This is a genomic window from Mesorhizobium sp. M7A.F.Ca.CA.001.04.2.1, assembly GCF_003998485.1.
Classification (GTDB): Bacteria; Pseudomonadota; Alphaproteobacteria; order Rhizobiales; family Rhizobiaceae; genus Mesorhizobium; species Mesorhizobium ciceri.
The window spans coordinates 1-18,037 of the sequence record NZ_RZQT01000125.1 but is presented as its reverse complement, the minus strand read 5'-3'; the positions used below and the strand labels follow the sequence as shown (position 1 = coordinate 18,037).

The 18,037-nt window shown below is 62.4% G+C and carries 17 protein-coding genes; 11 read left to right on the top strand and 6 right to left on the bottom strand.

Annotation, left to right across the window (positions count from 1 at the left end; genetic code table 11):
* On the bottom strand, positions 1 to 533 hold a 533-nt coding region (locus tag EN955_RS27840), incomplete at its 3' end, for a flagellar biosynthetic protein FliO (protein WP_127223487.1).
* Positions 534 to 758: 225 nt separating this feature from the next.
* On the opposite strand from EN955_RS27840, the gene EN955_RS27835 reads away from it, so the two are divergent.
* The gene (locus tag EN955_RS27835; protein WP_024503530.1) at positions 759 to 3,332 is read left to right on the top strand and encodes an ATP-binding protein; all 2,574 of its coding nucleotides are present in this window, start codon (positions 759 to 761) and stop codon (positions 3,330 to 3,332) included.
* A gap of 86 nt (positions 3,333 to 3,418) precedes the next feature.
* Positions 3,419 to 4,126, top strand: coding sequence for a DeoD-type purine-nucleoside phosphorylase (locus EN955_RS27830; protein ID WP_024503529.1), 708 nt, complete (start codon positions 3,419 to 3,421; stop codon positions 4,124 to 4,126).
* Positions 4,127 to 4,135: 9 nt separating this feature from the next.
* Here EN955_RS27830 and EN955_RS27825 read toward each other — a convergent pair whose 3' ends face one another.
* The 3 genes from EN955_RS27825 to EN955_RS27815 are packed head-to-tail and all read right to left on the bottom strand — an operon-like array spanning position 4,136 to position 7,745.
* The gene (locus tag EN955_RS27825) at positions 4,136 to 5,353 is read right to left on the bottom strand and encodes a cytochrome c (protein ID WP_024503528.1); all 1,218 of its coding nucleotides are present in this window, start codon (positions 5,351 to 5,353) and stop codon (positions 4,136 to 4,138) included.
* Positions 5,350 to 7,116: a GMC family oxidoreductase gene (locus EN955_RS27820; RefSeq protein ID WP_024503527.1), complete on the bottom strand. Its 1,767-nt coding sequence runs from the start codon at positions 7,114 to 7,116 to the stop codon at positions 5,350 to 5,352. Before EN955_RS27820 ends, EN955_RS27825 begins: the two co-directional genes overlap by 4 nt.
* 2 nt (positions 7,117 to 7,118) lie before the next feature.
* Positions 7,119 to 7,745 (bottom strand): gluconate 2-dehydrogenase subunit 3 family protein, encoded by a 627-nt coding sequence (locus tag EN955_RS27815; protein WP_244514297.1) that lies wholly within the window; start codon positions 7,743 to 7,745, stop codon positions 7,119 to 7,121.
* A gap of 588 nt (positions 7,746 to 8,333) precedes the next feature.
* On the opposite strand from EN955_RS27815, the gene EN955_RS27810 reads away from it, so the two are divergent.
* Positions 8,334 to 8,771: a VOC family protein gene (locus EN955_RS27810; RefSeq protein ID WP_024503525.1), complete on the top strand. Its 438-nt coding sequence runs from the start codon at positions 8,334 to 8,336 to the stop codon at positions 8,769 to 8,771.
* Here the strand turns inward: EN955_RS27810 and EN955_RS27805 are convergent.
* Positions 8,764 to 9,087 (bottom strand): ribbon-helix-helix domain-containing protein, encoded by a 324-nt coding sequence (locus EN955_RS27805; protein WP_024503524.1) that lies wholly within the window; start codon positions 9,085 to 9,087, stop codon positions 8,764 to 8,766. The two genes, EN955_RS27810 and EN955_RS27805, sit on opposite strands and share 8 nt — an antisense overlap.
* Positions 9,088 to 9,295: 208 nt before the next feature.
* On the opposite strand from EN955_RS27805, the gene EN955_RS27800 reads away from it, so the two are divergent.
* The 3 genes from EN955_RS27800 to EN955_RS27790 all read left to right on the top strand — a co-directional run bounded on the left by EN955_RS27800 (position 9,296) and on the right by EN955_RS27790 (position 11,921).
* Positions 9,296 to 9,691 carry a VOC family protein gene (locus tag EN955_RS27800; protein ID WP_024503523.1) on the top strand — a complete coding sequence of 132 codons (396 nt, stop codon included), beginning with the start codon at positions 9,296 to 9,298 and terminating at the stop codon, positions 9,689 to 9,691.
* Between the two features lie 81 nt (positions 9,692 to 9,772).
* Complete coding sequence (locus tag EN955_RS27795) at positions 9,773 to 10,303, top strand: hypothetical protein (protein ID WP_024503522.1); 531 nt, start codon at positions 9,773 to 9,775, stop codon at positions 10,301 to 10,303.
* A gap of 46 nt (positions 10,304 to 10,349) precedes the next feature.
* Entirely contained in the window at positions 10,350 to 11,921 is a 1,572-nt protein-coding gene (locus EN955_RS27790) for a GMC family oxidoreductase (protein WP_013531851.1), read from the top strand.
* Between the two features lie 64 nt (positions 11,922 to 11,985).
* On the opposite strand, the gene EN955_RS27785 is transcribed toward EN955_RS27790, so the two are convergent.
* Positions 11,986 to 12,399: a hypothetical protein gene (locus EN955_RS27785; RefSeq protein WP_024503521.1), complete on the bottom strand. Its 414-nt coding sequence runs from the start codon at positions 12,397 to 12,399 to the stop codon at positions 11,986 to 11,988.
* A gap of 313 nt (positions 12,400 to 12,712) precedes the next feature.
* Here EN955_RS27785 and urtA point away from each other — a divergent pair, with 313 nt between their 5' ends.
* The 5 genes from urtA to EN955_RS27760 all read left to right on the top strand — a co-directional run.
* Entirely contained in the window at positions 12,713 to 14,023 is a 1,311-nt protein-coding gene (urtA, locus tag EN955_RS27780; RefSeq protein ID WP_013531849.1) for an urea ABC transporter substrate-binding protein, read from the top strand.
* A 97-nt stretch (positions 14,024 to 14,120) separates the two neighbouring features.
* The gene (gene urtB / locus EN955_RS27775) at positions 14,121 to 15,734 is read left to right on the top strand and encodes an urea ABC transporter permease subunit UrtB (RefSeq protein WP_024503520.1); all 1,614 of its coding nucleotides are present in this window, start codon (positions 14,121 to 14,123) and stop codon (positions 15,732 to 15,734) included.
* A complete protein-coding gene (gene urtC, locus EN955_RS27770) occupies positions 15,731 to 16,963 on the top strand; it encodes an urea ABC transporter permease subunit UrtC (RefSeq protein WP_024503519.1) in 1,233 nt (410 codons plus the stop codon). The genes urtB and urtC overlap by 4 nt, the downstream gene beginning before the upstream one ends.
* A gap of 6 nt (positions 16,964 to 16,969) precedes the next feature.
* Positions 16,970 to 17,716 carry an urea ABC transporter ATP-binding protein UrtD gene (gene urtD, locus EN955_RS27765; protein ID WP_024503518.1) on the top strand — a complete coding sequence of 249 codons (747 nt, stop codon included), beginning with the start codon at positions 16,970 to 16,972 and terminating at the stop codon, positions 17,714 to 17,716.
* 69 nt (positions 17,717 to 17,785) lie between these two features.
* Positions 17,786 to 18,037, top strand: a 252-nt coding sequence (locus EN955_RS27760; RefSeq protein WP_127223486.1) for an ATP-binding cassette domain-containing protein, incomplete at its 3' end; no start/stop codon positions are given.

Here is an 18,037-nt window from a genome sequence, read left to right as displayed (position 1 = left end):
CCGTAGGCGGGCAACGGCGTGACATTGGTCGGCTGATAGCTTTGCGTTGCCGGCTTCGGTGCAGGTGCCGGCGGCGCTGTCGGACGGGGGCGGGCGGGCGGCGTCGTATTCACCGGCTGTGGAGCGGGTGCCTGTCTCAGCGGCGGCGGAGCGGGTTGCGGCGGACGCGGCCTTGTCGGAGCGGCGGCCGGAACCGGCTGCAAGCCGCCATCTCCAGTCAATGCCGGCCGGCGCGGCGCCGAAAGCCGGATATCGCGCTCGACGACGACGTCGGTCGGACCGCCGATCAGAAGCAGATGTTCGATGTCGTCGCGGCGTATCAGCACCAACCTGCGATGGCTGTCGACGGCGGTGGCATCCATGACGGCCAGTCGCGTCTTGCGGTTCCGGCCGCCGGCGACGAAGGTTCCGAATGTCAGGTTGCGCACCAGCTTGACGATGACGAGAACGATGACCAGCAGGACGAGCGCTGCAAACGTCCACAACAATGCTGCGGCATAACCGGGACCTGCCACGCTATCGAGCCATTGCATTGGTTTCCCCTGATCGCCCCTTGGAAGTGATAAGACACTAGACCGTTGCAGCGGGCCACCGCAAGTTGCGTTTCACGCTGTTGAACAGCTTGAAAAACTCCGAAGGCCGGAAGACATCATTTTTATCCGACATTTGCCGCCCAGGCCTTTTCCGGACTAGGAGAATGTGATTCAACCCGGTACGGGGCGGGTGTCGGAACACCGGAATTCACGAGCAGGGGGCACATGGCCAAGGAAGCGCGCGGCGATTTCTATCCGGTACCGATCGTCGACCAGAATACGCGACCGGGCGCGGTTACCCGGCTTATCATTTTCATCGTCGTTCTGACGGGGGCCGCGATCGTCTTCGGTCTTTTCCGCGAGCGCCTCGGCGATCCTTTCCTGCTCGGCATGCTCGGCGTGCTGGCGATGATCGGCGTCGGCTTCCTGTTCGCGACGGCGATCGGCTTCGTGCAGGTCACGCCACGCTCGACAGGCGACGAACTGTCGAAATCCTTCGTCGATTCGATGTCGCAGGGGCTTCTCGTCACCGACACCAAGGGCCGCGTCGTCTACGCCAACCGCGCCTATGCGGATATGACCGGAGCATCGTCCGCTGCCGACCTGAAGACCGTCGAGGGATTGCTCTCGGATGTCCCCGAAGCATCGGTGACGATCTATCGCCTGGCGTCCGGCCTTCGCGACGGCCAGCCGGGCGACGGCGAGTTTAGGCTCGCACAGTCCATTCGGCCCGGTGCCGAGCCGGGCGCCCGCTGGTACCGCGCGCGCGCCCGCGCCTTCAGCGTTCCGGGCCAGCGGCTGCCGATGCTGGCCTGGCAGCTTGCCGATATCTCGCAGGAGCGGGCCGAGCAGGAACGCTTCTTCCTCGATCTGCAGAAGGCGATCGATCACCTCGACCACGCGCCGGCCGGCTTCTTTTCGGCCGACCAGGAGGGCCGCGTCACCTACATAAACGCCACGCTCGCCGAATGGCTGGGCATCGACCTCACCAGCTTCACGCCCGGCGCCGTGTCTCTGTCGGAGATCGTGGCCGGCGACGGCATGGCGCTGGTCCGCTCGGTCAAGGCCGACCCCGGCACCACACGCAACGCGGTGATCGATCTCGATTTGACGACCATGACGGGCGAAGCGCTGCCGGTGCGCTTCATGCACCGCGTTTCGGCCAGCCGCGAAGGATTGAATGGGCCGACACGCACGATCGTGCTCAACCGCACGCAAGGCGAGGATGCCTCTGCCGACTTGCGGGCTTCGGAAGTGCGCTTCACCCGCTTCTTCAACTCGACACCGATGGCAATCGCCGGCGTCGACCACAACGGACGCATCCTGCGCACCAATGCGCCGTTTTTGTCGTTGTTTTCGTCTGTGGTCGATCGCGACGCCGTCGACCGTCGCGTGCGGCTCGACACGGTAATCCACGAACGCGACCGGCCGGCCTTCGCGGCTGCCTTCGAGAAAGCGCAGCAGCGGCAGGCCGACATCGAGCCGATCGACACGCTTCTGCCCGGCAACGACGAACGGCACATCCGCTTCTACGTCAACGCCGTCGCTGACGGCACCGGCGGCGAGGGCGCCGAGGAGTCGGCCATCGTCTACGCCGTCGAGACAACGGAGCAGAAGGCGCTGGAAGGGCAGATGGCGCAAAGCCAGAAGATGCAGGCAGTCGGCCAGCTTGCCGGCGGCATCGCGCATGATTTCAACAATGTGCTGACCGCCATCATCATGGCGTCCGACCTTTTGTTGACCAATCACCGCCCGTCGGACCCGTCCTTCCCAGACATCATGAACATCAAGCAGAATGCCAACCGGGCGGCTTCGCTGGTGCGGCAGCTTCTGGCCTTCTCGCGCAAGCAGACATTGCGGCCGGAAGTGCTCAACCTGACCGACGTGCTCGCCGATCTCAGGATGCTGCTGGCCCGCCTTGTCGGCAACGACATCAAGCTGAAGGTCGACCATGGCCGCGACCTGTGGCCGGTCAAGGTCGATATCGGGCAGTTCGAACAGGTGGTGGTGAACCTTGCGGTCAACGCGCGCGATGCTATGCCGGCGGGCGGCGATCTGACCGTGCGCACCCGCAATGTGACCGCCGAGGAGTGCAAGGCCTTTTCCTACCGCGAACTCGCCCCGGCGGACTATGTCGTGGTCGAAGTCGAGGACACCGGCAGCGGCATCGCGCCCGACGTGCTGAAGAAGATATTCGAGCCCTTTTTCACCACCAAGGAAGTCGGCAAAGGCACCGGCCTTGGCCTGTCGATGGTCTACGGCATCATCAAGCAGACCGGCGGCTTCATCTTCTGCGATTCCGAAGTCGGCAAAGGCTCGACTTTCCGCATTTTCCTGCCGCGTCACATCGCCGAAGCGAAAAAAGCAGGCGAGCCCGGCGATGCGCCGGCGGCGCCGGCAAAGGTCGCCGATCCGGCCAAGGATCTGTCGGGCTCGGCCACGGTGCTGCTCGTCGAGGACGAGGATGCCGTGCGCATGGGCGGCATGCGGGCGCTGACCTCGCGCGGCTACACCGTGCACGAGGCATCGTCGGGCGTCGAGGCGCTGGAAGTGTTCGAGGCGCTGGGCGGCAAGGTCGATATCGTCGTTTCCGACGTGGTGATGCCGGAAATGGACGGGCCGACGCTGCTCGGCGAATTGCGCAAGCGCCAGCCCGACATCAAGTTCGTCTTCGTGTCCGGCTATGCCGAGGACGCATTCGCCAGAAACCTGCCGGCAGATGCGCATTTCGGCTTCCTGCCCAAGCCGTTTTCGCTCAAGCAACTGGCCACGATCGTCAAGGACGTGCTGGAGTCCTAGAGCCTTCCCCATGTTCCTCCTTGCGCAACGCCGTGACAACGCCATGATTGAGGGGTGAACGGCAGGAAGGCTTATGGGAGTAACCGGTGACGCCGCACAACGAAGCGGACAAGGACGACTATGCCGACACGGTGTTGTTGCCGGGCGACCCGCAGCGCGCCGAATGGATGGCGCAAACGTTCCTGGAAGCGCCGCGCTGCATCAATCGCCGACGCGGCACGCTTGGCTTCACCGGCTTGTTTCGTGGCAAGTCCATCAGCATTCAGGCGACGGGCATCGGCGTTTCATCGTTTCTGATCTATGCGCATGAACTGCTGGACCATTATGGCGCCCGGACGCTGATCCGTACCGGCACCTGCGGCAGCCTGACCGCAAGGGCAAAGCTGCGCAGCCTTGTCATCTCGCAATCGGCACAGGCGGAAAGCGCCCAGAGCGGCCAGGTTTTCGGCCTTTATGGACCGGCTGGCCCGGACCCGGCGCTCCTCGCATCGTCACGGGCCAAGGCGGTAGAATTTGGCATCGACCATCATGTCGGCCTGACGGTCTGCAGCGACATCTTCTATCACCCGGATGGGCGTGCCCGTTTTGCCGATGCACGGGCGCAAGGAGCCCTGGCCGTGGATATGGAAACCAGCGCGCTCTATGGCATATCGGAGCATTTCGGAGCACGTGCGTTGTCGATGTGTGTCGTGGTGGACAACATCGAGACCGGCGAACAGACCGACTATTCCGAGCGCCAGGCGCTTTTCACCGACATGAGCCGTCTGGCGCTGGCCGTCGCAGCCGAGAGCTAGAGTACGGGTCTACTGGGTCAATTCCTTGCGTACGGCGGCGACATCGTCGGACGAGACTGCAGGAGCCGCGTTGCCCCAACTGGCGCGCACATAGGTCAAGACGTCGGCGACCTCCTGGTCTTTCAGGCGCCAGGCCAGGGAAGGCATGGCGGGCGTCGTCGGTGCATCGGCCGTGTGCACGGCCTGGCTGCCGGCAAGGACGAGCCGGGCCAGTGTTTCGGCACTGCCCTGCGCGACGATCGAATTGCCGGCAAGGGAAGGGAAAAGCGCGCCTGACCCGGCACCATCTCCACCATGGCAGGCCGAGCAATTGTCGCGATAGATTGCCTCGCCCGCGGTCATCCGTGTTGCGTCAGGCTTTGCCGGTTGGGCGCTGTCGACATCCGAGCCCAGGCTCTTGAGGTAGACTGCAACCGCCTTGAGATCGGGATCGGTCATTTTCGACGTGGAGTTCTCGATGGCCTCCGCCATCGGACCGGAGGCAATCGAATGCGCATTGACGCCGGTCTTGAGGTATTTCACCAGATCCTCTTCCGACCATTTGCCCAGGCCCGATTGCGCATTGTTGGTGATGTCGGGGGCAAACCAGCCCTGCAGGGAGGCACCTTGCAGGAACTCGCTGTCCTTATCGGCGCCAAGGAAAGATTTGGGCGAGTGGCAGGTGCCGCAATGGCCCGCTCCCTGGACGATATAAGCGCCGCGATTCCACTCCGCCGACTTGGAGGGATCCGGCTGAAAGCTTGCTTCGGTGAAGTTGAGGGCATTCCAGCCCAGCATCGCCAGCCGGATGTTCAACGGGAACGGCAGCTGATTGGCTTCGACCTTGTTCGATACCGGTTGAACCGTCGTCAGATAGGCCCACAAGTCGGAAATGTCCCGATCGTTCATCCTGGTATAGGCGGGGTAGGGCATTGCGGGGTAGAGCCGCACACCATTGTGGCCGATGCCAGACTTCATCATGCTGCGGAAGTCGGCTTCCGACCAACTGCCGATGCCCGTCTCGCGGTCAGGCGTTATGTTGGGCGGCACGAGCGCGCCGAACGGCGTTTCGAGCGGCAGGCCGCCGGCCAGCGGTTTACCCTCGGCCCGCGTATGACAGCCTGCACAGTCGCCGAGCACCGCCTGATACTGTCCACGTATGATCTGGTCCGCCTGATCGGCACTCCATGCCGGGCCGCCAGTGAGGGCCGCAGCACCGATGGCGAGCGTGAGAACGAGCTTGTTCATGCCTGCACCAGGGGTGCACCGGGATTGCGCAGATATTGATTGCGGATGGCATCGGCGGCGCGGAAAGCGAGCGCGCCGACCGTTCCTGTCGGATTTTTGCCGGCATTCTGCGGGAAGGCCGACGCACCGATGACAAAGACGTTGGGGACGTCCCAACTCTGGAGGAAGGTGTTGACCGCGCTCTTCTTCGGGTCCGTTCCCATGATGGCGCCGCCCGTATTGTGGGTGCTCTGGTAGGGGACGCTGTCCCAGCCTTTCTTGCGGCGGCTGACGGCGTACTGCTTGCCGCCGAGCGCCTTGGCGATTTCCTCCATCCGGTCGCAGACATAGTTCGACATGCGGATGTCGTTGTCGGGAAAATCGAACGTCATGCGCATCAGCGGCCGCCCGAAACGGTCCTTGTAGGTCGGGTCGAGGTCGAGGTAGTTGTTGCGCGTCGCGTAGCTGCTTCCCTGGGACGAGTAGCCAAGCGTGCTCTTGTAGCCCTCGACCGTTGCCTTCTTCCAGGCGCTGCCCCATTTCGGCGTGCCGGGCAGGGTCGGCCTGGTTCCGATCGGGCGCCCGTTGGTGGGAATGCAGTTGATGCCCGCGCCGCCGACGAAGTCCAGCGCGCCGTGGTCGAATGCGTCACCATTGTAATCGTCGATCGTCTGGCCGAGCGCGCCTGCGGCGATGAACGGGTTGAAGTTCTTGTCGTCGAAGAACACCTGCACGCCGGCGTTTGTCTGGTAGCAGTAATTGCGCCCAACCGTTCCTTCGCCGCTGCCGGGGTCGTAGATCTTGCCGATGCCGGACAGCATCATCAGCCGGGCATTGTGCAGGCCGTAGGCGCACAGCAGCACCAGATCGGCCGGCTGGAAGTACTCCTCGCCTGAGGTATCGACGTAGGTCACGCCGCGCGCCGACTTGCCTCCGGGAGCCAGATCGACATGCAGTACCTCGCTGTCGGTGCGGACTTCGAAATTGGACTTCTTCATCAGCACCGGAAGGACGGTGGTCTGGGCGCTCGACTTCGAATAGTTGGCACAGCCGAAGCGTTCGCAGAATCCGCAATAGGTGCATTGACCCATGGCGATGCCGAGCGGGTTGACATAGGCCCGCGACATGTTGGCGGATGGGGTCGGGAAGGGATGCAGGCCGATCGACCGGCCGACCTCGGCGAACAGGGTTGGCGCGTAGGTCATCTGCATCGGCGGGTTCGGATAATCCCGCGACCTTGGATCCTCGAACGGATTGCCGCCTTCCTGCAACTGCCCCTTGATATTGCCGGCCTTGCCCGAGATGCCTGCCAGATACTCGAACTGGTCGTAATAGGGCTCCATCTCCGCGCCGGTCACGCCCCAGTCCTCGACCTGGAGATCGGCGATTCTCGATGCACCATATTTCTTGGTCAGATTGGTCTTTATCTGAAAGTCTGAATCCCAGAACCGCCAGGTGTGGCCGTTCCAGTGGACGCCGGCGCCGCCGACGCCGTTGCCGGGGAGGAAGGAGCCGAAATCGCGCATCGGCAGCGCCTTCTGCGACGGGTCGTTGCGCACCGTCATGGTTTCCACGGCGGGCTGCAGGAAGAGGTCGCGCCGGATGCTGTAGCGCAACTCATCCTGCGCGTAGCCGATGTTGAAATCGGTTGCCGTATCGCGCCAGGGGCCGCGTTCTATAGCCACCACGTCCAGGCCCTGATCGGTCAATTCGTGGGCCAGAATGGATCCCGTCCAGCCGAGGCCGACGATCACGACGTCTTTGCGAGGCAGTATCTTGGTCATGATCAGGCGCCTTTGCCGAGCCATTCGGGGCGCCCGATGATCGAGACAGGCGGCTGCGGATATGGCTGATTGTGTTTGCTGACATGGTCGCGGTAGTCGTAGCGGGCGCCTGGAAAACCAAGCATGCGCCACGAGACCATGTCCTTGTTGCCGCCATAGACGGGGTCGGCAAAGAACCCCTCCATGGTGTTCTGCAGCAGAAGCCCGAAGAAACCCGGCCCCTTGACGCCATTGGGCAGGTCGACCTTCCCGGCCTCCATAGCCGTCAGGAAGGCATCCTGTTCGGCCGGTGCGAGCTCGACGAATGTCTTGCCGTCCCGCTGTTTCAGGAAAGCGTCGATGGCGGCAAGCCCGGTGCGGTAACGCTGCGCCGGATTGGCCTCGCCCTGATAGCCCTGGGTGGGCAGTCCAGGCAGAAACGGGCCTTGCGTGTAAAGCCGGCTCGACGCACCGAACGCCCCCATCAACTGCCTGTCGATATAGACGGCGCAACCGGCTTCCTTGCCGCCCATGCTGAGCTCGTCGGCCGGAATGATGCGGTCGACGATCGCCTCGACTAGAGCTGCTTCCTGGGCCGAGAAAAAGTGCCAGCCGCCTGCCACGACCTGCGTCGGTGGATCGGATGTCATTGGCGTCCAGGGCAAAGTGCCCGAGAACGATCGCGCAAAACCGGCCGATGTCGCGGTTGCCGTAAACATTGCGACCGAGGACAGGAAAAGACGCCGATTCATTCGGACAGGGTTGCGACGGTTCATATTAGGAATCTCAAAAATAAGAGAGCACGCTTGGGAAGTGATTCCCAAGTATTCATGACAACGATAGTTAGGTTAAGCCGCAGATCGAATGCCGATAGACTGCGAGATGAAAATGACCTCGTCAACCACATCACAAAATCGTTAGCGAGGGTTTGGTCTACTGTCGATCAGGTCTGCTTGTGCTGTTGGAAGCCGGTTTTCGCCCGGAGCTTGGGCTGCAGCGTCGCCTCTTGCAGAGCGTCCTGGCATACGCGGCCGAATACTGGACCGATAGAAACAGCATCGTGCCATCAGGCATGAATCAGGGACAGCCACAGACCGGCTGGCGTTCGAGGTAGTGGTCGACACCAGGGCGCCACCGCGACGTATCACGAGGCGTTCCGGACCCCTTGATCATACCTGCTCAGCTGGCAAGCAGCCTAATGAGTTTACGACCTGGACGACGCCTTGTAGACTGAACACATGGCGCTCAAACGGATGGACAACATAGGAATCGTCGTCGATGACCTCGAAGAGACGATTGGTTTCTTTGGCGAGCTCGGCCTTGAGCTCGAAGGGCGGGCCACGATCGAAGGAGAATGGGCCGGACGTGTCACTGGACTGGGCGATCAACGCGTCGAGATTGCCATGATGCGGACGCCGGACGGCCACAGCCGGCTCGAACTGTCCCGCTTCCTCACGCCGCCTGTCGTCTCGGATCACCGCAACGCCCCGGTTAACGCCCTCGGCTACCTCCGCGTCATGTTCGCCGTGGACGACATTGACGGGACGCTTGAAAGGCTCCGCAATCGCGGTGCGCGGCTCGAAGGCGAAGTTGTCCAGTATAGAGACGTGTATCGGCTCTGCTACATTCGAGGGCCTGGAGGGCTTCTCATCGGGCTCGCGCAAGAACTCAGCTGAGCGCAATGCGCTGAGCGGCCTGCCGCTTCGGCACCATCTGCTCATCCATCCCCGGCCGATGGCCGCGCAGATAGAGCGCGCAGGTGGTGCGCAGCATCGACGCAAAGTTCGGGATGGCGCCGTTGATCTCTATGGCTTCGTCGTAGAGCTTGGAGATGAATTTCGGCGTCGTCAGGTTCTGGTTTTCGGCGATCTCGTCAAGCAACGCCCAGAACGTCGCTTCGAGCTGGATGCTGGTCGAGTGACCGTCGATGCGAATCGAGCGGTTGATCTGGCGATAGCCTTCGGGGTCCTGGCCCGCAAACACCCTGCACATCCGACAAACCTCCCATGATTGTTGGTCTTGGGTGGACGGGCGTCCAGTTTGATACTGCTTGACCTGTCCCCACACGTATTCTCGGGCAAAATTGCCGGTCCGGCAATCGGACTTTCGTCCCGTTCGCGGCTGCGGGCGTGGTAACCGGCTGCCACCACCTTTTGTCCGCGCCGCGCATAATCGCCTCCACACCAGCGCGGAGACTAATTTGGCCAAGGCGATCCACAGTATGATCCGGGTTCTCGACGAGGCCCGATCGGTCGATTTCTACAGAAACGCCTTCGGGCTCAATGTCGCCGACAGGCTGGATTTCGAGACGTTCACGCTCCTTTACCTCAGCAATGCCGAGGCAGGGTTCGAGCTCGAACTGACCGTGAACAAGGATCGGCAGGAAGCTTACGGGCTCGGCGACGGCTACGGTCACTTCGCTGTCTCGGTCGCCGACCTCGACAGCGAACATGACCGTCTCGGTGCGCTTGGCCTGAATCCGAAGAAGATCGTCGAGTTCAACCGCGACGGATCGCTGATCGCCCGCTTTTTCTTCATCGAGGACCCCGACGGCTACAAGATCGAGGTTCTGCAGCGCGGAGGTCGCTTCCGATAGGAGACATAGCAGTCGCGCCGGCAGGTGCGGCGCCAGCAAACGCACTCTCAACAGTGCACATAGCAAGCAGGGAGGAATAAAATGGTCACGATCTATGACGCGAAGCCCGGGCTTTCACGTCGCGAGCTTCTCAAACGCGGCGGCATCGGCGCGCTGCTCGTCATCTCCGGTAGCGCCGTCATCAGTCCTGAACATGCCTGGGGGCTCGAGACATCGGCACTCAAGCCCGAAACCATGGCGACGCTGATCCAGATGGCGCGCGACATCTATCCGCACGATCAGGTGCCGGACAAATACTACGCCATTGCCGTGAAAGGTCATGACGAGCAGGCCGGCAAGGACGCCGCCTACAAGGCGATGCTCGAGGATGGCATCGCCGACCTCGACAAGAAATCCGGCGGCGGCGGCTATCGCGGCCTTGGCTGGGAGGACCAGCGGGTCGCGATGCTGAAGCAGATCGAGGCGACGCCGTTTTTCCAGGCCATCAGAGGCGGCCTTGTGGTCGGCCTCTACAACCAGAAAGAGGTGTGGCCGATCTTCGGCTACGAGGGCGAGTCCTATTCCAAGGGCGGCTACATCGCGCGCGGTTTCGACGACATCGAGTGGCTCTGAGCCCCGTCGTTCCTGAACCCGCAAACAGAAATCATGGGAGGAAACCATGGCAGCTTCATTTGATCTGAACAACGACGGCGTGGTCGTCATCATCGGTTCGGGCGCCGGCGGCGGCACGCTCGGCAACGAACTTGCCCAGAAGGGTGTCGACGTCGTCATCCTGGAAGCCGGCGCGCGCCACGAATACGAGGATTTCGTCAATGACGAGTGGGGTTCGTTCGCCCAGCTCGCCTGGACCGACAAGCGCACCACGTCCGGCGACTGGCGCGTGGCAAAGGATTTTCCGAACCTGCCGGCCTGGATCGTCAAGTCGGTCGGCGGTTCGACCACGCATTGGGCGGGAGCCTCGCTGCGCTTCCAGGAGCACGAGTTCAAGACGCTCTCGACCTATGGCAAACTGGAAGGCGCCAACCTGCTCGATTGGCCGATCACGCTGGCCGAGATGGAGCCCTACTACGCCAAGGCCGAGGCCAAGATGGGCGTCACCGGCACCAATGACTGGCCGCGGCTGCCGGGCAACAACAATTTCAAGGTGTTGAAGGCCGGCGCCGACAAGCTCGGCTACAAGGAATGCCACACCGGCAACATGGCCATCAACTCGGTCGATCGCGACGATCGTAATTCCTGCCAGCAAACCGGCTTCTGCTTCCAGGGCTGTAAATGGGGCGCCAAATGGTCGACGCTCTACACCGAGATCCCCAAGGGCGAGGCGACAGGCCATCTCGAAGTCAGGCCGAATGCCATGGCGATCAAGATCAACCACGACGCCAGCGGAAAGGTGACCGGCGTCGTCTACGCCGACAAGGACGGCAAACTGCAGGAGCAGAAGGCGCGCATCGTCGCGGTTGCCGGCAACTCGATCGAGAGCCCAAGGCTGCTGCTCAATTCGGCGTCGGGAAAATTCCCCGATGGGCTTGCCAACTCGTCGGGCCAGGTCGGCAAGAACTACATGCGCCACACCACCGGCTCGGTCTATGCCATCTTCGACAGGCCGGTGCATATGTATCGCGGCACCACCATGGCCGGCATCATCCGCGACGAGGCGCGGCATGATCCGTCGCGTGGGTTCGTGGGCGGCTACGAGTTCGAGACGCTGTCGCTCGGCCTGCCGTTCATGGCCGCATTCCTCGATCCGGGCGCCTGGGGGCGCTCGTTCACCACCGCACTCGATCACTACGACCACATGGCCGGCCTGTGGATCGTCGGTGAGGACATGCCGCGCGCGGAGAACCGCATCACGCTGCATGCAGACGAGAAGGACGCGCACGGCATGCCGATCGCCGACGTGCATTTCGACGACCATCCGAACGACACGGCGATGCGTAACCACGCCTACAAACAGGCTACGGCACTTTACGATGCGGTCGGCGCCACCCGTACCTTCCCGACGCCACCCTATCCGTCGACTCACAATCTCGGCACCAACCGGATGAGCGAGAAAGCGGAAGACGGCGTCGTCAACAAGCACGGCCAGGCGCACGACATCAAGAACCTGTTCGTGTCGGACGGCAGCCAGTTCACCACCGGGGCCGCCGAAAACCCGACCCTGACGATCGTGTCGCTGGCGATCCGCCAGGCCGACTACATCGCCGCGCAGATGTCGGCAAAGACGATCTAGTCACATCCTCCCGACGGGCTGCTGGCGCGGAACCCGCAAGGTTCCGCGCCTTTTTCTTGCCGCCTTATTGCTTGGTGCAGGTCGATGCGGTGAAGGCGCCGTCGGGTTGCTTCATGATGATGTCGAAGGAGGGCACGGTTTCGCCGTCAAGCGTCGCCTGGGTCAGCGACAGCGAGTTGCCGCCGGCGGTGTAGCCGCCCAGTGGTCCCAGCCAGGAAATCACGCCGTTCGCATCCATTTGGTAGTTGTACCCTTGCTGAGCGGGGCCGAAGCCGCCGAGGCTGGTGTAGACAGGGCCGCTGTAGACGTTCCCCTTGATGGTGATGTCGCCGAGGCTGAGGAACATGCCAAGCAGGTACACTTCGCAATGATAGGTGCCGTCAGGCATCTTGCCATCGCTGAAATCGGCTCGCGCGGCTCCGGTTGCTGCGGCCAGAAGCAGTATGCCGATGAAAAAGCGTGAAATCCCTGAAATCATGACGTCGCTCGTTTGAAGAGCGAGCTTGCCCTATTTTTGCACCGCGCCGCAACATCGGTCGCCCAAGGCGCCGCTATTCAGATCAAAATCTAGGCAGTCTGGGAGAATGAGCGAAAATTAGGCAAAAACTGTGTAAGCTGCGCAAATTTCCCTCAATCGATTTCTGGCCGGCTCTCTTTGTTTTGGAAGCCCCTATATTCCAAGCCGCTGATATCTATGAACTATTTGCACCCTTTCAGGATCGCTGGAGCGGTTGGCATGGGGGTTGCATTGTAGTGTTGCGGTGCAATCAACTAGCTTGGGAGTCCGTAATATGAGGGGTAATTTCTCGACAATAACAAAAATGTTTTCGGCTGGTGCGGTCGCCGCCGGCCTGTTGATGTCGGCTCCGGCCAAGGCCGCCGACGACACGATCAAGGTCGGCATTCTCCATTCGCTCTCGGGGACCATGGCGATTTCGGAGACGACACTGAAGGACGCCATGCTGATGCTCATCGACGAGCAGAACGCCAAGGGCGGCCTGCTCGGCAAGAAGCTCGAGGCGGTCGTCGTCGATCCGGCTTCCAACTGGCCGCTGTTTGCCGAAAAGGCGCGCGAACTGATCTCCAAGGACAAGGTTGCGGCGGTGTTCGGCTGCTGGACCTCGGTGTCGCGCAAATCGGTGCTGCCGGTGTTCTCCGAACTCGACAACATCCTGTTCTATCCGGTCCAGTATGAGGGCGAGGAGAGCGAGCGCAACGTGTTCTACACGGGGGCGGCGCCGAACCAGCAGGCGATCCCGGCGGTCGACTATCTGATGAGCGAGGACGGCGGTTCGGTTAAGCGCTGGGTGCTGGAAGGCACCGACTACGTCTATCCGCGCACCACCAACAAGATTCTCGAGGCCTATCTGAAGGCCAAGGGCGTGGCGGCTGAAGACATCATGGTCAATTACACGCCGTTCGGCTTCTCCGACTGGCAGACCGAGGTTTCGGCGATCAAGAAGTTCGGTTCGGCCGGCAAGAAGACCGCCGTCGTCTCGACCGTCAACGGCGACGCCAACGTGCCGTTCTACAAGGAACTCGGCAACCAGGGCATCAAGGCCGAGGACATTCCGGTCATGGCCTTCTCGGTCGGCGAGGAAGAGCTTGCAGGTCTCGACACCGCGCCGCTGGTCGGCCATCTCGCCGCCTGGAACTATTTCGAGAGCATCGATACGCCCGAGAACAAGAAGTTCATCGCCGACTGGCACAAGTTCATCAAGAACGACAAGCGCACCACCAACGACCCGATGGAGGCCCATTATATCGGCTTCAACATGTGGGTGAAGGCGGTCGAGAAGGCCGGCACCACCGATCCGGACAAGGTCATCGACGCCATGATCGGCGTGTCGGTGCCGAACCTGACCGGCGGCTATTCGACGATGATGCCGAACCACCACATCACCAAGCCGGTGCTGATCGGCGAAATCCAGGCCGACGGCCAGTTCGAGACCGTGTCGCGCACGCCGGGCCTGGTGATGGGCGACGAATGGTCCGACTATCTGCCTGATTCCAAGGACCTGATCTCGGATTGGCGCGCGCCTCTGTCCTGCGGCAACTTTAATGTTGCCACCGGCAAGTGCGGCGGCAAGGGCACGAACTGATCCCTCCCAGGGCTGACCCAGTCAGACCGCGCGCGTCCGGACGGCTTCCTCCGCCGTCCGGACGCCCACTTCAACCTTCAGGGGTTACCAGAAACCGATGACCTTAATCCGCACGGGTTTGATGCTGTTGTTCCTGCTGGCGACACTGTCGTCATCGGGCGCTGGCGAAACCGATCTGCGCGGCATCATCGCCAAATTCGCCACGGCCAAGGGCTTTTCCGAGATCGGAGCCGTCGTCCACGAACTGGCAGCCGCTGGCGACCCGGCGGTGGAGCGGCCGCTTGCGGCACTTGCCGACGGCAACCTCTATGTCCGCAAGGCCGATTCCCTGGTGTTTGTCGGCAAGGAAGCGGGCGAGAGCGTCCAGCTTTCCGACCCGTTGAGCGGGGAGGCATCGGGTGAGGCGGCCAAGGACGGCATCACCAAGATCAAGGTCAACAACACGCTGCGTCGCGTCATCCGCGATGCGTTGGGCACGCTGACGCTCGGCGCCAAGGATCCGGCTGTTCGCATCGCCGCCGCCGACACCATGTTCAAGACACCTGACGCCGCAAATATCGCCCCCCTCGATACGGCGATCGCCGGTGAGGCCGTGGCCAGCGTCAAGGCTCTGCTCGAACAGGCCCGTGCCGCGTCAGTTCTTGTCTCGGATCGGCCCGAAGCCGACAAGCTCGCCGCCATCGCGCTTATCGGGGCACGGGGCGATCGCGATGCTGTTTCGCTGCTCACTTCGGTCGTGGCGAATTCCACCGACGCGGTTAGGCAAGCGGCGACAGCCGCGATCGCCAACATCAATTCGACGCTGGCCTTCTGGGACGCCGGGCAGAACGTCTGGTACGGCATCTCGCTGGGCTCGGTGCTGCTGCTGGCGGCAATCGGCCTCGCCATCACGTTCGGCGTCATGGGCGTCATCAACATGGCGCATGGCGAGATGGTAATGCTCGGCGCCTACACGACCTTCGTCGTCCAGCAGGTGATCCGTACATCCTTCCCGGACCTGTTCGGCTGGTCGCTGGTCATCGCACTGCCGCTCGCGTTTCTCGTCGCGGCCCTGGTTGGCCTGATCATCGAGCGCGGTGTCATCCGCTTCCTCTATGGCCGGCCGCTTGAAACGCTGCTGGCGACATGGGGCGTCTCGCTGATCCTGCAACAGGCCGTGCGCTCAATCTTCGGGCCGACCAACCAGGAGGTCGGCAACCCATCCTGGATGTCGGGCTCGTTCAATGTCGGACAGTTGGCGATCACCTGGAACCGCCTGTGGATCCTGGTTTTCGCGCTCGCTGTCTTCGGCATCCTGCTCTACGTGATGAAGCGCACGCCCTGGGGCCTGCAGATGCGCGCCGTCACCGCCAACCGGCGCATGGCTGCCTCGATGGGCATCAGGACGCCGTGGGTCGACGCGCTGACCTTCGCGCTCGGCTCCGGCATTGCCGGCATTGCCGGCGTCGCGCTGAGCCAGATCGACAACGTCTCGCCCAATCTCGGCCGCGGGTACATCATCGACAGCTTCATGGTCGTTGTCTTCGGCGGCGTCGGTAATCTGTGGGGCACGCTGGTCGGCGCCTTCTCGCTCGGCATCGTCAACAAGTTCCTCGAGCCTTATGCGGGCGCGGTGCTCGGCAAGATCGTCGTGCTGGTGCTGATCATCCTGTTCATCCAGAAACGCCCGCGCGGCCTGTTCGCGCTCAAGGGGAGGGCGGTGGAAGCATGATCACGGGACGCTTCTTTGCCGCCGGCGCGGACCGCCGCATCGCCATTACGATCTCCATCCTGCTGGCGGTGGCCGTCATCGTGCCGTTGCTCAACCTTGCGGTGTCTCCTACCAGCGCCTTCTACATCCCATCCTACATCGTCGCGCTGACCGGCAAATATCTCTGCTATGCGCTGCTTGCCTTGGCGCTCGACCTGGTCTGGGGCTATTGCGGCATCCTTTCGCTCGGCCACGGCGCCTTCTTCGCGCTCGGCGGCTATGCAATGGGCATGTATCTGATGCGTCAGATCGGCTCGCGCGGCGTCTATGGCAATCCCGTCCTGCCCGACTTCATGGTGTTCCTGAACTACAAGGAACTGCCATGGTTCTGGTATGGCTTCGACCATTTCTGGTTCGCCGGCCTCATGGTGCTCGCGGTGCCTGGCCTGATGGCTTTCGTCTTCGGCTGGTTCGCCTTCCGCAGCCGCGTCACCGGCGTTTATCTCTCCATCATTACCCAGGCGATGACGTATGCGCTGCTGCTTGCCTTTTTCCGCAACGACATGGGTTTCGGCGGCAACAACGGCCTGACCGATTTCAAGGATATTCTGGGCTTCAACGTGCAGGCCGACGCGACGCGCTCGGCGCTGTTTGCCGCCAGCGCGGTGATGCTGGCACTTGCCGTCTTCGTCACCTGGGCGATCGTCGGCTCAAAATACGGCAAGCTCTTGATGGCGGTACGCGATGCCGAGAGCCGCACGCGCTTTCTCGGCTGGCGGGCGGAGAACGTGAAACTGTTCGCCTTCACCGTCTCGGCCGTCATGGCCGGCATAGCCGGCGCGCTCTACGTGCCGCAGGTCGGCATCATCAATCCGGGTGAATTCGAGCCGGCCAATTCGATTGAAGTCGTCGTCTGGGCGGCTGTCGGCGGGCGCGGCACCATTGTCGGGCCGATCATCGGTGCGTTGCTGGTCAATGCCGGAAAATCCTGGTTCACCGGCGTACTGCCGGAGTTCTGGCTGTTTGCACTGGGTGGACTGTTCGTCGCCGTCACGCTTTTGCTGCCCAAGGGCATCATCGGCATGTGGGACAGCTGGCGCGGCAACGCCAAGGCGTTGCGAGCTGCTTCGATTGCCGAGGAAGCCGGCACCGATGCCGATGTCTCGCCGCCGGCGAAAATCGTGCGCAGTGAAGCAAGAAAGCCAGGTGACTGGTCCGCCAGCAACCCCGAACCACAGCCGGCGGAGTGAGCGACCATGTCAAAGTCGAACACGATCCTTTATCTCGACGGCGTCTCGGTCTCCTTCGACGGCTTTCGCGCTATCAACAATCTGTCGCTGGTGCTCGACAAGGGCGAGATGCGCGCCATCATCGGCCCCAACGGCGCCGGCAAGACGACGATGATGGACATCGTCACCGGCAAGACGCGGCCCGACGAGGGCGAAGTGTTCTTCGACGGCCAAGTCGATCTGACCAAGCACGACGAGGCCGAGATCGCCATGATGGGCATTGGCCGTAAATTCCAGAAGCCGACCGTCTTCGAAAGCCACACGATCGAGGAAAACCTGATGCTGGCGCTGAAGGGTCCTCGCTCGATCTTCCCGGCGCTGTTTCACCGCCGCTCGGCCGCCGAGACGCGGCAGATCGATGACATCCTCGGCATCATCCGGCTTGGCGACAAGCGTGACGAACTGGCGGCCAATCTCAGCCATGGGCAAAAGCAGTGGCTGGAGATCGGCATGCTCTTGGCGCAGGACCCGAAACTGCTTCTGGTTGACGAGCCGGTCGCCGGCATGACCGATGCCGAGACCGAGGAAACCGCGCGGCTGCTCAAGGATATCGCCCGCGACCATTCGGTCATCGTCGTCGAGCACGACATGTATTTCGTGCGCGAGCTCGGCGTCAAGGTCACCTGCCTGCATGAAGGCTCGGTGCTCTCGGAAGGCACACTCGATTTCGTGTCGGCCGACGAGCGTGTCGTCGAAGTCTATCTGGGGAGATGAGCATGGTCTGGCGGGTTCAGTTCCATCACTTCGATCTATCGTTTCTCAGGTTCTGGAGACGGCGCTGACATGCTCGAAGTTTCCAATGCCACGCTGCACTACGGCGCCGCCCAGGCGCTGCGCGGCGTATCGCTGAAGGCGGGCGCCGGCAAGATCACCTGCGTGCTCGGCCGCAACGGCGTCGGCAAGACCAGTTTGATGAGATCGATCGTCGGCCACCACCGGCTGACGAGCGGAAGCGTTGCCTTCGAGGGGAAGGCGCTCGACCGGAGCGCGGCGTATGACCGCGCCCGGTCGGGCATCGCATTCGTACCGCAGGGC